12 protein-coding genes and 1 pseudogene are annotated in these 12,723 nt (G+C 72.4%); 5 read left to right on the top strand and 8 right to left on the bottom strand.

From position 1 onward, the window contains the following. Positions 1-33: 33 nt before the first annotated feature. On the bottom strand, positions 34-324 hold the full coding sequence (locus tag AC5R91_RS01525; RefSeq protein ID WP_495395273.1) for a WhiB family transcriptional regulator: 291 nt from the start codon (positions 322-324) through the stop codon (positions 34-36). Between the two features lie 252 nt (positions 325-576). Between AC5R91_RS01525 and AC5R91_RS01520 the strand changes: the two genes are divergently transcribed. Then, positions 577-708, top strand: a complete 132-nt coding sequence (locus tag AC5R91_RS01520) for a hypothetical protein (RefSeq protein WP_495395272.1) — start codon at positions 577-579, stop codon at positions 706-708. A 402-nt stretch (positions 709-1,110) separates the two neighbouring features. Beyond that, complete coding sequence (locus tag AC5R91_RS01515) at positions 1,111-4,209, top strand: SpoIIE family protein phosphatase (RefSeq protein ID WP_495395271.1); 3,099 nt, start codon at positions 1,111-1,113, stop codon at positions 4,207-4,209. 55 nt (positions 4,210-4,264) lie between these two features. On the opposite strand, the gene AC5R91_RS01510 is transcribed toward AC5R91_RS01515, so the two are convergent. The 4 genes from AC5R91_RS01510 to AC5R91_RS01495 form a co-directional block, all read right to left on the bottom strand. Then, entirely contained in the window at positions 4,265-5,218 is a 954-nt protein-coding gene (locus AC5R91_RS01510) for an ABC transporter ATP-binding protein (RefSeq protein WP_495395270.1), read from the bottom strand. 67 nt (positions 5,219-5,285) lie between these two features. Beyond that, complete coding sequence (locus AC5R91_RS01505) at positions 5,286-6,107, bottom strand: ABC transporter permease (protein ID WP_495395269.1); 822 nt, start codon at positions 6,105-6,107, stop codon at positions 5,286-5,288. Continuing rightward, positions 6,100-6,903 (bottom strand): ABC transporter permease, encoded by an 804-nt coding sequence (locus AC5R91_RS01500; RefSeq protein WP_495395268.1) that lies wholly within the window; start codon positions 6,901-6,903, stop codon positions 6,100-6,102. The genes AC5R91_RS01505 and AC5R91_RS01500 overlap by 8 nt, the downstream gene beginning before the upstream one ends. Before the next feature lie 535 nt (positions 6,904-7,438). After that, the gene (locus AC5R91_RS01495; protein ID WP_495395267.1) at positions 7,439-7,756 is read right to left on the bottom strand and encodes a GNAT family N-acetyltransferase; all 318 of its coding nucleotides are present in this window, start codon (positions 7,754-7,756) and stop codon (positions 7,439-7,441) included. Between the two features lie 180 nt (positions 7,757-7,936). On the opposite strand from AC5R91_RS01495, the gene AC5R91_RS01490 reads away from it, so the two are divergent. Beyond that, positions 7,937-9,088, top strand: a complete 1,152-nt coding sequence (locus AC5R91_RS01490) for a CapA family protein (RefSeq protein ID WP_495395266.1) — start codon at positions 7,937-7,939, stop codon at positions 9,086-9,088. 190 nt (positions 9,089-9,278) lie between these two features. Here the strand turns inward: AC5R91_RS01490 and AC5R91_RS01485 are convergent, their stop codons facing one another. After that, positions 9,279-9,707 (bottom strand): VOC family protein, encoded by a 429-nt coding sequence (locus AC5R91_RS01485; protein ID WP_495395265.1) that lies wholly within the window; start codon positions 9,705-9,707, stop codon positions 9,279-9,281. Positions 9,708-9,879: 172 nt separating this feature from the next. Then, positions 9,880-9,939: pseudogene (locus AC5R91_RS01480) on the bottom strand (SAM-dependent methyltransferase); the annotation flags it as partial. Between the two features lie 263 nt (positions 9,940-10,202). On the opposite strand from AC5R91_RS01480, the gene AC5R91_RS01475 reads away from it, so the two are divergent. Then, positions 10,203-10,682 (top strand): SRPBCC family protein, encoded by a 480-nt coding sequence (locus tag AC5R91_RS01475; protein WP_495395264.1) that lies wholly within the window; start codon positions 10,203-10,205, stop codon positions 10,680-10,682. 286 nt (positions 10,683-10,968) lie between these two features. After that, a complete protein-coding gene (locus AC5R91_RS01470; protein WP_495395263.1) occupies positions 10,969-11,871 on the top strand; it encodes an oxygenase MpaB family protein in 903 nt (300 codons plus the stop codon). A gap of 240 nt (positions 11,872-12,111) precedes the next feature. Here the strand turns inward: AC5R91_RS01470 and AC5R91_RS01465 are convergent, their stop codons facing one another. After that, the gene (locus AC5R91_RS01465) at positions 12,112-12,636 is read right to left on the bottom strand and encodes a hypothetical protein (RefSeq protein WP_495395262.1); all 525 of its coding nucleotides are present in this window, start codon (positions 12,634-12,636) and stop codon (positions 12,112-12,114) included. Between the last annotated feature and the right edge of the window lie 87 nt (positions 12,637-12,723).

Below are 12,723 nucleotides of genomic sequence, written 5' to 3'. Positions count from 1 at the left end.
GCCCGCCCGCCCGCCGGGAGCCGGGCGCCGACGTCACGGCCGGTCGAGGCGGGCGCGTTCCCATTCCGTCAGGCCGCCCCAGACGCCGAACCGCTCGCCCGTGCGCAGGGCGTAGCGCAGGCATTCCCGTCGCACCCTGCACCCTGCGCAGACCGCCTTCGCGGCCGCCTCCCGCCGGGCGCGCTCGCGGCGGGGCACACCGTCGGGCGCGAAGAACAGGTCGAGATCACCGGCTCCGCAGGCGCCCGCGCTGCGCCAGGACGCGAGCGGGGGGACGTCGGCGGCGGGTGACCAGGTGCGGTGCGTGGAGGCTGATACCGGCATGTTGCCGCCTCTCCCGTGTGAAGCGATCCGACAGAAAGCGTTCCGACAGGTAACTGCCGGACACGCCCGACCCGACCCGACCGAGACGACCCAGGCGAGACGACGGGCATGGCGCCTCGCGGCACGAAGTGCCTATTCCCCCGCGTGTCGCCGGAAACCCGCCGCGGGGCTTCGTCACGAGACAGAAACCTGCCCCGCTCGCAGGCTCGGTTCCTCACCCGCTCGCCGGCCCGGGTCGCGACGCCGACGGGCGTGCCGCACAAAAGCCGGACCTCCTACGTCCGCCCCAGGATCGTCGACCTGTTCCTCGACGGGTACACGATCGCGGCGGACCTGGCGTCCCTCGACCCGCCGACACCGGCCACCTCGCCACCCTGGGGGTGACCGAGGTCGCCGTGCTCGACCTGCTCGCCGGGTCGACGCGCCGGGGCGGCCGAACCCCCGCCCGGTTCCGCGGCCGGTTGCCGTGACGATCCCGACGCGCCCGGCCCGGGACGGCGCGCCAGACATCCCGACCTGGTCCGATCCGTCTGCGCCCGACGGGCGGCGGGAAACCGCCGGCAACCGGTTAGGGGGGCGTCGCCCAGGGCATCACCGACTTTTCTGGCATGCTTGACCTCGCCGAAGGGCGCGGCGGAGCACAGGCAGTGAACGGCAGGCAGGGTGCCGCGCCGCGTCAAGGGTTGCGTCGCGTCAAGGGTCGCGCCGCGTCAGGGCCATCAGGGTTGGCCGGTATCTAGGGTTGGCCGCCATCATGAGTGGTCGGTCGGACGGGAGGCCGGCAGGATGGGCAGGCACAGCGAGGTGGGCGACGCCGTCGCCGCCGGGCCCGGCGGGCCCGAGCCCGGGCGCGCCGAGGGCGAGCCGGCCGCGGCCGCCGGGCAGGCCGGTGACTCCGAGGACGCCGCAGCGGGCGGGAACGGCGCGGCGGGCGGGGACGTCGCCGCCGGTGGCGATCGTGCCACGGTGCGCCTCGACGGCCGTTCCGGCGGGGTCGACCGGGTGCGCAAGCTGGCTGTCCGGATGCTCGCCGGCACCCGGTGGGAGCCGGTGGTGGACGACGTCCGCCTGGTGCTGAGCGAGCTGACGACCAACGCCCTGCTGCACGGGGCCGCCCCGGTCGAGGTGCGGATCCTCGCCGGCGGCGCGGCGCTGCGGGTGGAGGTCAGCGACAGCAGCCAGACGATGCCGCTTCGCCCTCCGGCTGGTGGGGACGGGCTGACCGGGCGGGGCATGGCGCTGGTCGCCGCCTCGGCCACCCGGTGGGGAGTCCAGCCGGTGGCCGCGGGCAAGATCGTATGGGCGGAGTTCGCCGGGGTCGGCGACGGCGCGGACGCCGTCGCCGAGAAGGGTGCGGGCGTCGGCGTCGGCGAGGGCCGACCGGACGCCTCGCACAGCGGCCGGACTCCCCCGGCACGGACTCCCCCCACGCGTCGGCGGGCCGGTGGCTCGGCTCAGGCCGGCCGTTCCGCACCGCACGGCGGCGCCGCGCAGAGCGGCGGTTCGGCGCAGAGCGGCGGTTCGGCGGACAGCGGCGGGGCGCACACGGTCGGGATCAGGGGCATGAGCGGCCTGCGCGGCGTCGGCACGATCATCCTGTCCGCCGGCGGGCAGCCCACGTCGGCGCCGGGGCATCTCGTCCGTCTCGGCGACGTGCCCACCGATCTCCTGCTCGCGGCGAAGCACCACGTCGACGGCCTGGTCCGCGAGTTCGCGCTGGCCGCGGGCGGCGCGGCGTCCGGTGCCAGCGCGGCCGTGCCCGAGCGGCTGGCCGAACTGCTCGGGACGGTCACGACCCGGTTCGCCGGGCCCCGTCAGGCGATCAAACGGCAGGCGCTGGCGGCCGCGTCGGCCGGGCGGCCGCGCACCCCGCTGGAGCTGGTCCTCCCGCTGAGCACGGCGGCCGACGCCGAACAGTACCTGGCGGCGCTGGAGGAGATCGAGGACTACGCCCGCGCCGCCAGGCTGCTCACCCTCGAGTCCCCGCCCCAGCATGTCGCGTTCCGGCGCTGGTACATCGGCTCCCTGGTCGAACAGTTGCGCGCCGCCGAACGCGGCGAGGGCGCGGTGCGGACCCGCGGCTTCGAGCAGTACCTGCTGGACACCCTCGACGTGGTCGTGGCCGCCCAGCGCACGGCGGAGCGCTCCGCCCGACTGCAGCGGGTCACCGCCGCCCTGGCCCGGGCGACCACCCCGGAGCAGGTCGCGGCCGCCGTCGTCTCGCAGGGCGCGAAGGCACTCGGCGCCAGCGGCGGGGTACTGATGATCCCGCACGGCGCCGGGCGGCTGGCCATCCCCGGGTCGGTCGGCTACGGGGAGAGCATGATCGCGGCGCTGCGAGCGGAGCGGCTCGACGACCGGCTGCCGGCCACGGACGCGCTGCGCAGCGGCGAGCCGGTCTGGCTGGAGTCACGCCGGGAGCGCGACGCCCGCTACCCCGACCTCGCCGAGCTTGAGCCCACGGCGGTGGCGATGTGCGTGCTGCCCCTGTTCGTCGGCGACCGCACCCTCGGCGCCCTGCGGTTCTCCTTCGACCACTCCCGCCTGTTCGACGACGACGAGCGGGCCTTCGTCCAGGCGCTGGCGACGCAGACGGCGCTGGCGCTGGAACGCGCCCGGCTGTTCACCGTGGAGCGGGAGGCCCGGGAACGCACCGCCCTGTTCGCCGCCGCGACGGACCTGTTCACCTCCACCCTGGACACCCGGCGCATCCTGGAGCACCTCGTCTCCCTGCTCGTGCCGTGGCATGCGGGGCGGGCGGCGGCGTGCCGGTTCGACGAGGAGGGCGGCGTCGAGATCGTCGCCGTCGCCGACCGCGCCGACCCGCTGCCGACCGCCGGCAGCCGCCCGACCGGCGCCGACCGCCCGACCACCGACCCGGCGCACCAGGTGTCCGCGGTCCCGGTTCAGAGCCCGGCCGCGGCCCCGATTGGCGGCCGGCTGGGCGGCCGGGGCGTCCCGGACGGTGGGGGCATGACGCAGGCGCTGCGCACCGGCCGGCCGGCCCGTTCCCCGGACGGCACGCGGCTGGCCCTTCCGATGGTGCTCGGCGGTCGGCCGGTGGCGGCGGTCGGCCTGGCCGCCGCCGAGGGCGGCGCCTACGAGGACGACGAACAACGCGTGGTCGCCGAGCTCGTCGACCGGGCGACGGTCGCGATCGGCAACGCCCGCCAGTACGAACAGGAACGCCGGACCGCGGTCACGCTGCAACGCAGCCTGCTACCCCAGCGCCTGCCGGAGATCCCCGGGCTCGCCTTCGCCTGGCGTTACCTGCCCGGCAGCGCCGGAGCTCTGGTCGGCGGCGACTGGTACGACGTGCTGCCTCTCGACGACGGCCGGATCGCGCTGGTCATCGGCGACGTGATGGGCCACGGGATCCACGCGGCGGCGACGATGGGCCAGTTGCGCGCCGCGGTGCGCGCCCACGCCGTCGCCCAGACCAGCCCCGGGGCCGTGCTCGCCCTGCTCGACGCGGCCGCCAACCGGCTCGAGCAGGGCCGGATCGCGACGGCGGCGTTCGCACTGCTCGATCCCGACAACGGCCGGCTCGTCCTCGCCTCCGCCGGACACCTGCCGCCGCTGCTGATCCCCCCGCACCAGCCGGCCCGCTACCTGCACCTCGAACCCGGGCCGCCGCTGAGCGCCGGCCTGCCCGACTACCCCGAGACGGAGCTGACGGTGGAGCCGGGCAGCACCCTGCTGTTCTTCACCGACGGCCTGGTCGAGGACCGCCGCCGACCGGTCGACGAAGGGATGGAGCTGCTCCGGGCGGGCGCCGCCGCGCACGGCACCCCCGAGGAGGTCTGTGATCGGGCGCTGGCCGCGCTCGGCCGCGACGCCGACACCGAGGACGACACCGCCCTGCTCGCCGTCCGCCTGGGCTGACCCGTCCCCGGGCCGGACCACGGAGCGGCCTTCCGACGCGGCGGTTTCGACGGTTTCAGCGGCGGGCGGCATAGATCCGGCGGACGACGGCCTCGATATCGGGCTCCTCGACCGTGAAGTCGAGGATCTCGGCCCGTTCGGCGACCGCCGCGAACACGCGGGCGGCGGTGGTGGTCTCGGCGTCGAACGCGAGGCTCTGGCGCAGGCCGTGCGCCTCGCTGGACAGGTGGCGGGCCACGCCGATCCCGATCAGGTCCGGGGACGGCGCGGCGAGGTGGACGACGAGCACCCGCTCGGCGCCGGTGGTCCGCCCGAGGCCGGCCAGGTCGCCGTCGTAGGCCAGCCGGCCGTGATCGACGACCAGGACCCGGTCACACAGCCGTTCGACATCACCCATGTCGTGGGTGGTCAGCAACAGCGTCGTGCCGTCGGTGCGGCGCATGGCGATGAGGAACTCCCGCAGCCGCTGCTTGGACAGCACGTCGAGGCCGATTGTGGGCTCGTCGAGGATCACCAGGCGGGGAGCGTGCAGCAGCGCGGCCGCGACCTCGGCGCGCATCCGCTGGCCCAGGGATAGCTGACGGACCGGGGTGGCCAGGAAGTCGGCCATCTCGAGCCGCTCGACCAGCTCGTCGGTGCGGGCCCGCTCCCTGGCAGCGGGCAGGGCGTGGATCGCGGCCAGAATCCGAAAGGACTCCCGCACCGGCAGATCCCACCAGAGCTGGGATCGCTGACCGAACACGACCCCGATCTGGCGGGCGAGCCGGCGCCGGTCCCTGACCGGTCGCAGCCCGCAGGTGGTCACCGTGCCGCTGGTCGGCACGAGGATGCCGGCGAGCATCTTGATCGTGGTGGACTTCCCGGCCCCGTTGGCACCGATGTAGCCGACCGCCTCGCCCGGTTCGATCCGTACCGTCAGGTCGTCGACGGCGGTCAGCCGCCGCCGACGGACCCCGTCGCGCACGGTGAACTCCCTGGTCAGCCCCGCGGTCTCGACGATCGCGCTCATCCGCCGTCCCCTTCGTCGTCGTCCCCTTCGTCGTCGTCCCCTTCGTCGTCGTCAGCCACCGGCTGCCTCATCCGCCGCCGCCGCGGTAGTGCCGCACGCCCCAGTGCCAGCACAGCAGCGCCATCGCCCACGCCCAGATCGCGGCGAGCGGTCCGCACCAGGCCAGCCACGTCGGCAGCCACGCGGGTGCCGGCAGGTCGAGCAGTCGCAGCGTCGGCAGGAAGCCGGTGAAGGCCATCGGGAAGAAGAATCCGAACACCGCCTGGAGCGGTCGCGACCACACCGACGCCGGCTGGGTGGCGGCGTAGCGGCCGCCGTAGACGAACGCGTTGGTCATCTCCTCCCCGTCGACGAGGAAGAACTGCAGGCCTCCCGCCAGGACGAACATCGCCGCGAACGTCGCGCAGCCGCTGACCAGGGCCACCACCAGCAGCGCCACGTCGCCCACGCCCCAGGTGACGTCGTTGACGGCCAGCCCGGCGCCGAGGGCCGCCAGACCGACGGTCGCGCGCGCCAGCCGCCGCAGGCTGATGTCGCTGGTGACCAGCTGCAGCAGCAGCGGTTGCGGCCGCAGGTAGAACACGTCGAGAGTGCCGGCCCGCAGGTACGCGGGCAGGTTGTCGCAGTGCCCGAAGACCAGGTCGGCGAGGGAGAAGGCCAGGTCGGCAAGGCCGAACACCAGCAGGATCTGGTGAAACTCCAGCCCGCCGAGCCGCGTCACCGCATGGAACAGCACCCAGACCTCGGCCAGCTCGACGACGGCGGACAGCAGGGAGCTGACCAGGTCGAGGGCGAAGTTCGCCCGGTAGGCGGTCTGGGAGCTGGCCCGAGCGGCGAGCACCACCCGGTAGGGACGCAGCCGAGCCCGAACAGTGAGCCCCTCAGCCACCCTGCACCTCGAGGTGGCGCCGGCCGGCGCGGGTCAGCGCCTGGCCGAGCCCGCCGACGCCGGCCAGCCAGGCGAGCTGCGCCGCGAGCAGGGTGAGCGCGCCGGCGAGGCCCACGCGGCCGGCGAGGATGTCGATCGGGTACGTCAACATCGACGGGAACGGCGTCGCCTGGGCAGCGATCCACAACCAGCGCGGGAACAGCCGGATGGGCACGAACAGCCCAGCCAGGAACCCCGAGACCACCAGATAGAAGACCTGCACGCCGTGGGTTTCCACCAGCCAGAAGCCGGCGACCCCGACCAGGTAGGCGGTCGCGACGGAGATCACGATGCCGAGCAGCAGGCTCACCGCGCCGAGCGGGTACGCCGCGAGCGATCCGGGCTGCGCCATCCCGACGGTCACGCCGATCAGCAGCATCGGGATCCCCCGTGGGACCAGCGCGAACAGTGCCCGACCGACCTCGGTCGTGATCTCGGCGGCCTGCACGTCCAGCGGGCGCAGGAAGTCGACTGCGACCCGGCCATCCTTGATCCGTTCGGCGATGTCGGTCCGGCCGGTGAGGTTGACCGAGCCGAGCAGCGCCTGGGAAAGCCAGATGTAGGTGCTCATCCGACCGACGTCGTACCCGGCCAGCTCGCCGCCCGCCGCGCGCACCGTCGCGAACAGCACCTCCACCTTGAGCAGCCCGAACGTCGCGTTCGCGGCCACCCCGCCGAACGCCGCCAGCCGGTAGGCGGACTGGCGACGAATCCCCGCCCTCAGCAGGCGCCAGTACACCCGCAGCGTCGCGCGCATCGACGGACAGGGCAGACGGTGCGCACCGGCCACCGCAACACGCCGCGACCCGGCGCCGCTCAGATCCGGCGCCAGGCCGCGCTCGTCGCCCGCGGGAGGTCGCCAGGAGGCCGGCTCACGAGGAGATCACGCCGCATCCGTGCACTCTTGCACGGATGACGCCGGCCCCAAGGCGAAATCTGGATGTTCTCGACGACGGACTCCGGACTTGCGGAAGTCAGGGCGGCCACACGCCGGGACCATCGTCGGCAGCCCCACGCGGGCTGCGCCCGGCGTACCGCCGGGTCGAGGAAACGCGCCGGACGGGCGTAGTAGGGCGTCCGCGGCACACTGGTACGACCGGGCGATTCAGCCCATAAACGGATGGTGGTGGTACCGGATCCGGGCGAGTATTGCGCGATGCGGCTGGAGGATGTCGCCGTGGCCCGAGCGGACGAGGACAGGCTACGCGCGTGGTTGAGGGCCGGCGGCTACGGCGAGTTGGGCCGCCCAGGTGCCTACCCACCCCCAGGTTGCAGATGTCCGCAAAGAGGGACTATCGGATCGTCGCTGTCCCGGGCTCACGGAGACCGACCGCGTCGTGCCGCCAGAACAGTTCCGAGTAGACCAGCGTCCCCGTCATCCACGGCTGATAGCCGGGAAGCGTGACGACTTGGAAGGCCGCGTCCGGAATACGCGGCGACGGCTTGCGGAAGCTCAGGCCCCCGCCGGGCACGAAGCCGAAGCGGCGGTAGTAGTCGGGGTCGCCTTCGAGGAAGACGAGTGGCACCGAGGACTCGGCGAGGATGTCGAGGCCGCGGTGGACGAGAGCCGAGCCGACCCCGTGCTTCTGGTGTTTGCGTACGACCGCCAACGGGCTGAGGACCTGGACCTCGACCAGCGACCTGCCTCGCCGGCCGCGGCGACGCCCCGGTCGAGGACTGGAATCCTGAGTATCCAGAAGACCCCACCCCCTTCGATCGAGACGACGTCAACCGCCGCCTCGTGGTCTTCGCGGCACCGATGCCGTTGCGCTGACCCGTACGGTGGAACCGTGGGTGACGACGTCGTGACGATCGTGTTCTGCGGTGACACCATGCTGGGCCGCGGGGTGGATCAGATCCTGCCGTGTCCGGGTGATCCCACCCTCCTGGAGGGTTTCGTCCGGGATGCCCGTAGTTACGTCGAGCTGGCGGAGGCGGTGAACGGGCCGATCCCCCACCGGGTCGACGCCGCCTGGCCGTGGGGCGACGCGCTGGCGGCGCTGGACGCGGCCGGGCCCGCCGTCCGGGTGCTGAACCTGGAGACCAGCGTCACCTGGTGCGACGACTTCGCGCCCGGCAAGGCCGTCCACTATCGGATGAACCCGGATAATCTTGGGTGTCTCGCCGCCGGTCGGCCGGATGTCTGTGTGCTGGCGAACAACCATGTGCTGGACTTCGGGCCCCGCGGGCTTGCCGAGACGCTCGATGCGCTGTCCGGCGCGGGGCTGCGCCATGCGGGTGCTGGCCGCGATGCCGACGAGGCCAGACGGCCCGCGATCGTCCCGTGCGGCGCTGGCGAGAGCGACCCTCATGAAAGCCACCGTCGCGGCCGGGTGCTCGTCTTCGCGTGCGGGGTGCCGTCCAGTGGAATACCGCCCGGCTGGGCCGCGACCGACGACCGGGCCGGCGTCGACGTCGTCGAGAGACTCACCGACGCCGCGGCCGACGAGCTCGCTGCCCGCGCCCGAGGGATGGCGCGTGCCAGCGATGTCGTCGCCGTGTCGATCCACTGGGGTTCCAACTGGGGCTACGAGGTGGACGACGAGCAGATCGCCTTCGCGCACCGGCTGGTCGACGGCGGTGTGGACATTCTGTTCGGTCACTCGTCGCATCATCCGCGCCCGGTCGAGGTGTACCGGGACCGGCTGATCCTTTATGGCTGCGGCGACTTCATCGATGATTACGAGGGCATCGCCGGCTACGAGCCCTACCGGGACGATCTGCGGCTGGCCTACCTCGTGTCCGTCTCGGCCGACCCGGCCGACGCCGGGACGCTCGCCGGCCTGCGGATGGTGCCGCTGCGGTCCCGGCTGATGCGGCTGCGCCGGGCGTGCGTCGCCGACCGCGTCTGGCTGTGCGACATCCTGGACCAGATCAGCCGCGGTTTCGGCGCCCGGTTCGACCTCACCGCGGACGGCCTGCTGGCGCTGCGTCGAGCCTGAACCGGGAAGTTCGCTCTCGTCGGCTGGCGTCCCGGGCTTAGCTGTACGGATGGCTGTACCGCACCGCGATGCTCGGCACCGCACGACCGCACGACCTTGCCCTCACGGGATAACTCCCGCCCCACACGGGACTGGCTTTGAGAGAGGCTCAAGGAAGACGGCTCACCACCTCGCTGGTCCCGGAGGATGCTCAGTCAAGACAAAACTCGTTTCCCTCGATGTCCTGCATCACGATGCAGGAGTCGTGGCCGTCATACAGCAGTCGCACGCGCACCGCGCCGAGCACGGACAGTCGTGCGCATTCAGCTTCGAGCGTGGCGAGGCGCTCTTCACCCACGAGCCCGGAGCCGACCCTCACGTCAAGATGCAGCCGATTCTTGGCGACCTTTCCTTCGGGAACGCACTGAAAGAACAGTCGCGGGCCCACGCCCGAGGGATCAATGCAGGCGAACCATGAACCCTGATCCTCAGGAAACCGGGAGCGGTTGAAATCATCCCAGGTGGCGAACCCCTTCGGGGGCGGCGACACAACGTACCCCAACACCTCGCACCAAAAGCGAGCGACGCGCTCAGGTTCTGCGCAGTCAAAGGTGACTTGAAACTGCTTGATCGATGACATAGGCGCACCGTAGCATGGGAGGCTTTTGCTCATCTCCCGCATTTTGACGGGAGGATGGTCCCCGGGAGTCGCTGCTGCGTCGTGCGGTCGCACGGGCCGAGCCATGCGTGTGCAACGCGGGTACGGACCCGTTGTTCGCCCGATCCAAAATATGCTGGTGAGAAGCCTGAACCTACGCCAACACGATCGGGTCGTTGTCCACATACACAATCCGGGAGTCGGGTCGCATCGGCTGTCATGGCTGCTCTCCGGAGGTCCACGGACGACAAGGAGGCCAGACCGCCGCGTACGGGCACGCGGTAGTACACGGAAGGAAACCACCTCACTGCGGACGGTGGCAGCACCCGCGCATCGGTGGCGGTATCGGTTGAGCACCGATCGGTCACGGCATATACAACGTAAGGGCATGATCCGGATCACCGCGGGCCCGCGGTCGTGACCGGCGGCACCGCCCCCCGGATCCATCGGGGTCCATCCCGACGCGAAGGAGCACCCGTGGCCGACGAGCAGCGCATCTCCACCACCCGCCGGATCTCCGCCCCGGCCGGACGGATCTTCGAGCTCGTCACCGACCCCGACGGCCACGTCCGGATCGACGGGTCGGGCATGCTCGTGGCCGCCGGCGACGCCCGGCGCGTGACGAGCGTCGGCGACGCGTTCGAGATGGACATGGACCGCGAGCCGCTCGGCGACCTGCCGATGGGCAAGTACCGGGTGCGCAACGTCGTCACCCGCATCGAGCCCGACGCCCTGGTCGAATGGACGGTCGGCGGCGTCGACCACCCCCCGATCGGCCATGTCTACGGCTACGCTCTCGCGCCGGTCGACGACCACACCACCGACGTGACCTCCTACTGCGACTGGAGCGCCGTGTCGGAGAAGTGGAAGGCCCGCGTGAGCTGGCCGGTGGTGCCGCTGACGATGCTGGAGAAGTCGCTGGCGAACCTCGACCGCCTGGTCAGCCCCGCCGCCTGAGCGCAGTCCAGGGCCGCCGGCCGCAGGCCTCCGCCCGGCGGCCCGACTCGGCGCGGTTCCGCGGAACACTTTGATCATCGGGAGTCGGGCTCGGACCGAGGTCAGTACCCGTTCACCCGGCCCCCACCGTCATCAACCTCCAGCAGTGTTCAGCGCCGCCGACAGGCACCGGCCCTCACAGCACTTCCGCACACCACCCGGTGAATGTGTGTCCGCCGGCACCCGTGACGGTGGCCGGACCGCGGCGCGCCGCCCGGCGCATCATGGGGTAATGGTGGGTGTACGGATGATCAGCGGTGCCGACGACGTGCGGGCCTGGCTCGGCGGCCACGTCCTGCAACGCGTCGCCGGCCCGGAGGGCCCGCGCCGGCGGGCCCAGATCTTCGAGGCCGCGGGCGAGCGCTGGTTCGCCGAGGACCGGCCGATCCGCCGCGTGCACGCGGACGCGGCGATGTTCGTCGGCGGCCTGCGCGCGCTGTTGTTGCAGTCGCTGCACCCGCTGGCCATGGCCGGCGTGGCGGGACACTCCGACTTCCGTCACGACCCGTGGGGGCGCCTGCAACGCACCAGCTTCTTCCTCGCCGCGACCACCTTCGGCCCGGCCGAGGAGGCCGAACGGGCCGTCGCCCGGGTCCGCGGCGTCCACCGCCGCGTCCGCGGGGTCGCCCCCGACGGCCGGCCCTACGCCGCCGGCGACCCGCACCTGCTGCGCTGGGTCCACGTGGCCGAGGTCGACAGCTTCCTTGCCGCGTACCAGCGTTACGGGACCGGCGGCCCGCTGAACGCCGACGAGCGCGACGCCTACATCGCCGACGCCGCGACCGTCGCCGACAAGCTCGGCGCCGCCGACCCGCCGCGCACCGAGGCCGAGCTGGCGCAGGCCCTGCGCGAGTTCCGCCCCGAACTCGCCGGCACCCTCGAGGCCCGAGCCGCCGCCCGCTACCTGCTGCTCCAGGCACCCCTGCCGCTCGCGGCCCGACCCCCCTACGGCGTGCTGGCATCGGCGGCCGTGGGACTGATGCCCGCCTGGACCCGCTGGCCCCTGCGCCTGCCCTACCTGCCCGCGACCGAGGCGACCATCGGCCGGCTGGCCGGCCACGGCATCGTCTCCACCATCCGCTGGGCCACCCGCCCCCCGTCGACACCACCCGGACGGGCGATCCCCCCAAGAGTCTCGAACACTTCTTGATCCAGCTTTGGTGAACTCAGTGCCACGTCAGGCAACCTTCGCCCTGTCGACAACCTGGCGTAGGCGCTTGTCCTGGGCGTGCTTGTTCCGCCATCTGCAGTAGCGGCGGATCATGCTGGCCTGACTGCTGCCGGGGAAAGGCATCGCCAGCATGATCGGCGGTGTGCGATGACGGTGTACGTACGTCGTCGAGGTCGGTAGCATCACCGCACCCCTGGCCGCCGACGACGGCCCCGGCGGTTAGCGGCGTTCGAAGACCCAGGCGGCCGCCACGGCGGCGCCGACCACGACGCCGACGAGCAGGATTCCGCCGAGCACGAAGAAGCCGACCGCCTTGATCAGGGCGATGACGATGGGCAGGGCGGCGGCGAGCACGAAGAAGCCGCGGGTGCGCACCGGGGTGTTCACGACCGCGTACAGCTTGCGGGGGCCGCTGGTGCGGGCGACGTTGAGCTCGTCGGACACCGACGGCATGAGCCGGATCGTCGTCCAGGTCAGCGCGACGAAGGCGAGCGTCAGCGCGAGGGCGTAGAGGAACCCGACGGCGCGACCGAAGGCGTCGAACGACGCCCCGGCGGCAATCACCGTGATCACCAGCGGGATGTACCACGAGGTGGTGCGGTCCTGTCGCGCCTGGCCGGCCAGCCGGCGCGCCTGGGCGAACCGTTCGCCGCGCCGGCCCGCCCCCCGGTTGCCACCCGACGACTCGCCGTAATATCCGTCCGCCATGAGCGCTCGGCTCCCCTCCACGGTGAGTACCGCCATGCCCCGCATCTTGCATGGGCACGACATTGCACCCCTCGTTATTTTCCCCCAATCCAGCGGCCCGGGGTATGTGATTTTCGGGGAAGA

The sequence above is a fragment of the Frankia sp. BMG5.60 genome, assembly GCF_059428125.1.
Note: the sequence above shows the minus strand (reverse complement) of the source record. Positions and strands in the feature narration are given on the sequence as shown.

What these genes read in the sequence shown, in the direction of transcription:
- AC5R91_RS01525 (WP_495395273.1), bottom strand. Translation starts at nt 324, where the DNA reads ATGCCGGTATCAGCCTCCACGCACCGCACCTGGTCACCCGCCGCCGAC.
- AC5R91_RS01515 (WP_495395271.1), top strand. Translation starts at nt 1,111, where the DNA reads ATGGGCAGGCACAGCGAGGTGGGCGACGCCGTCGCCGCCGGGCCCGGC.
- AC5R91_RS01510 (WP_495395270.1), bottom strand. Translation starts at nt 5,218, where the DNA reads ATGAGCGCGATCGTCGAGACCGCGGGGCTGACCAGGGAGTTCACCGTG.
- AC5R91_RS01500 (WP_495395268.1), bottom strand. Translation starts at nt 6,903, where the DNA reads ATGCGCGCGACGCTGCGGGTGTACTGGCGCCTGCTGAGGGCGGGGATT.
- AC5R91_RS01485 (WP_495395265.1), bottom strand. Translation starts at nt 9,707, where the DNA reads ATGTCATCGATCAAGCAGTTTCAAGTCACCTTTGACTGCGCAGAACCT.
- AC5R91_RS01470 (WP_495395263.1), top strand. Translation starts at nt 10,969, where the DNA reads ATGATCAGCGGTGCCGACGACGTGCGGGCCTGGCTCGGCGGCCACGTC.
- AC5R91_RS01465 (WP_495395262.1), bottom strand. Translation starts at nt 12,636, where the DNA reads ATGGCGGTACTCACCGTGGAGGGGAGCCGAGCGCTCATGGCGGACGGA.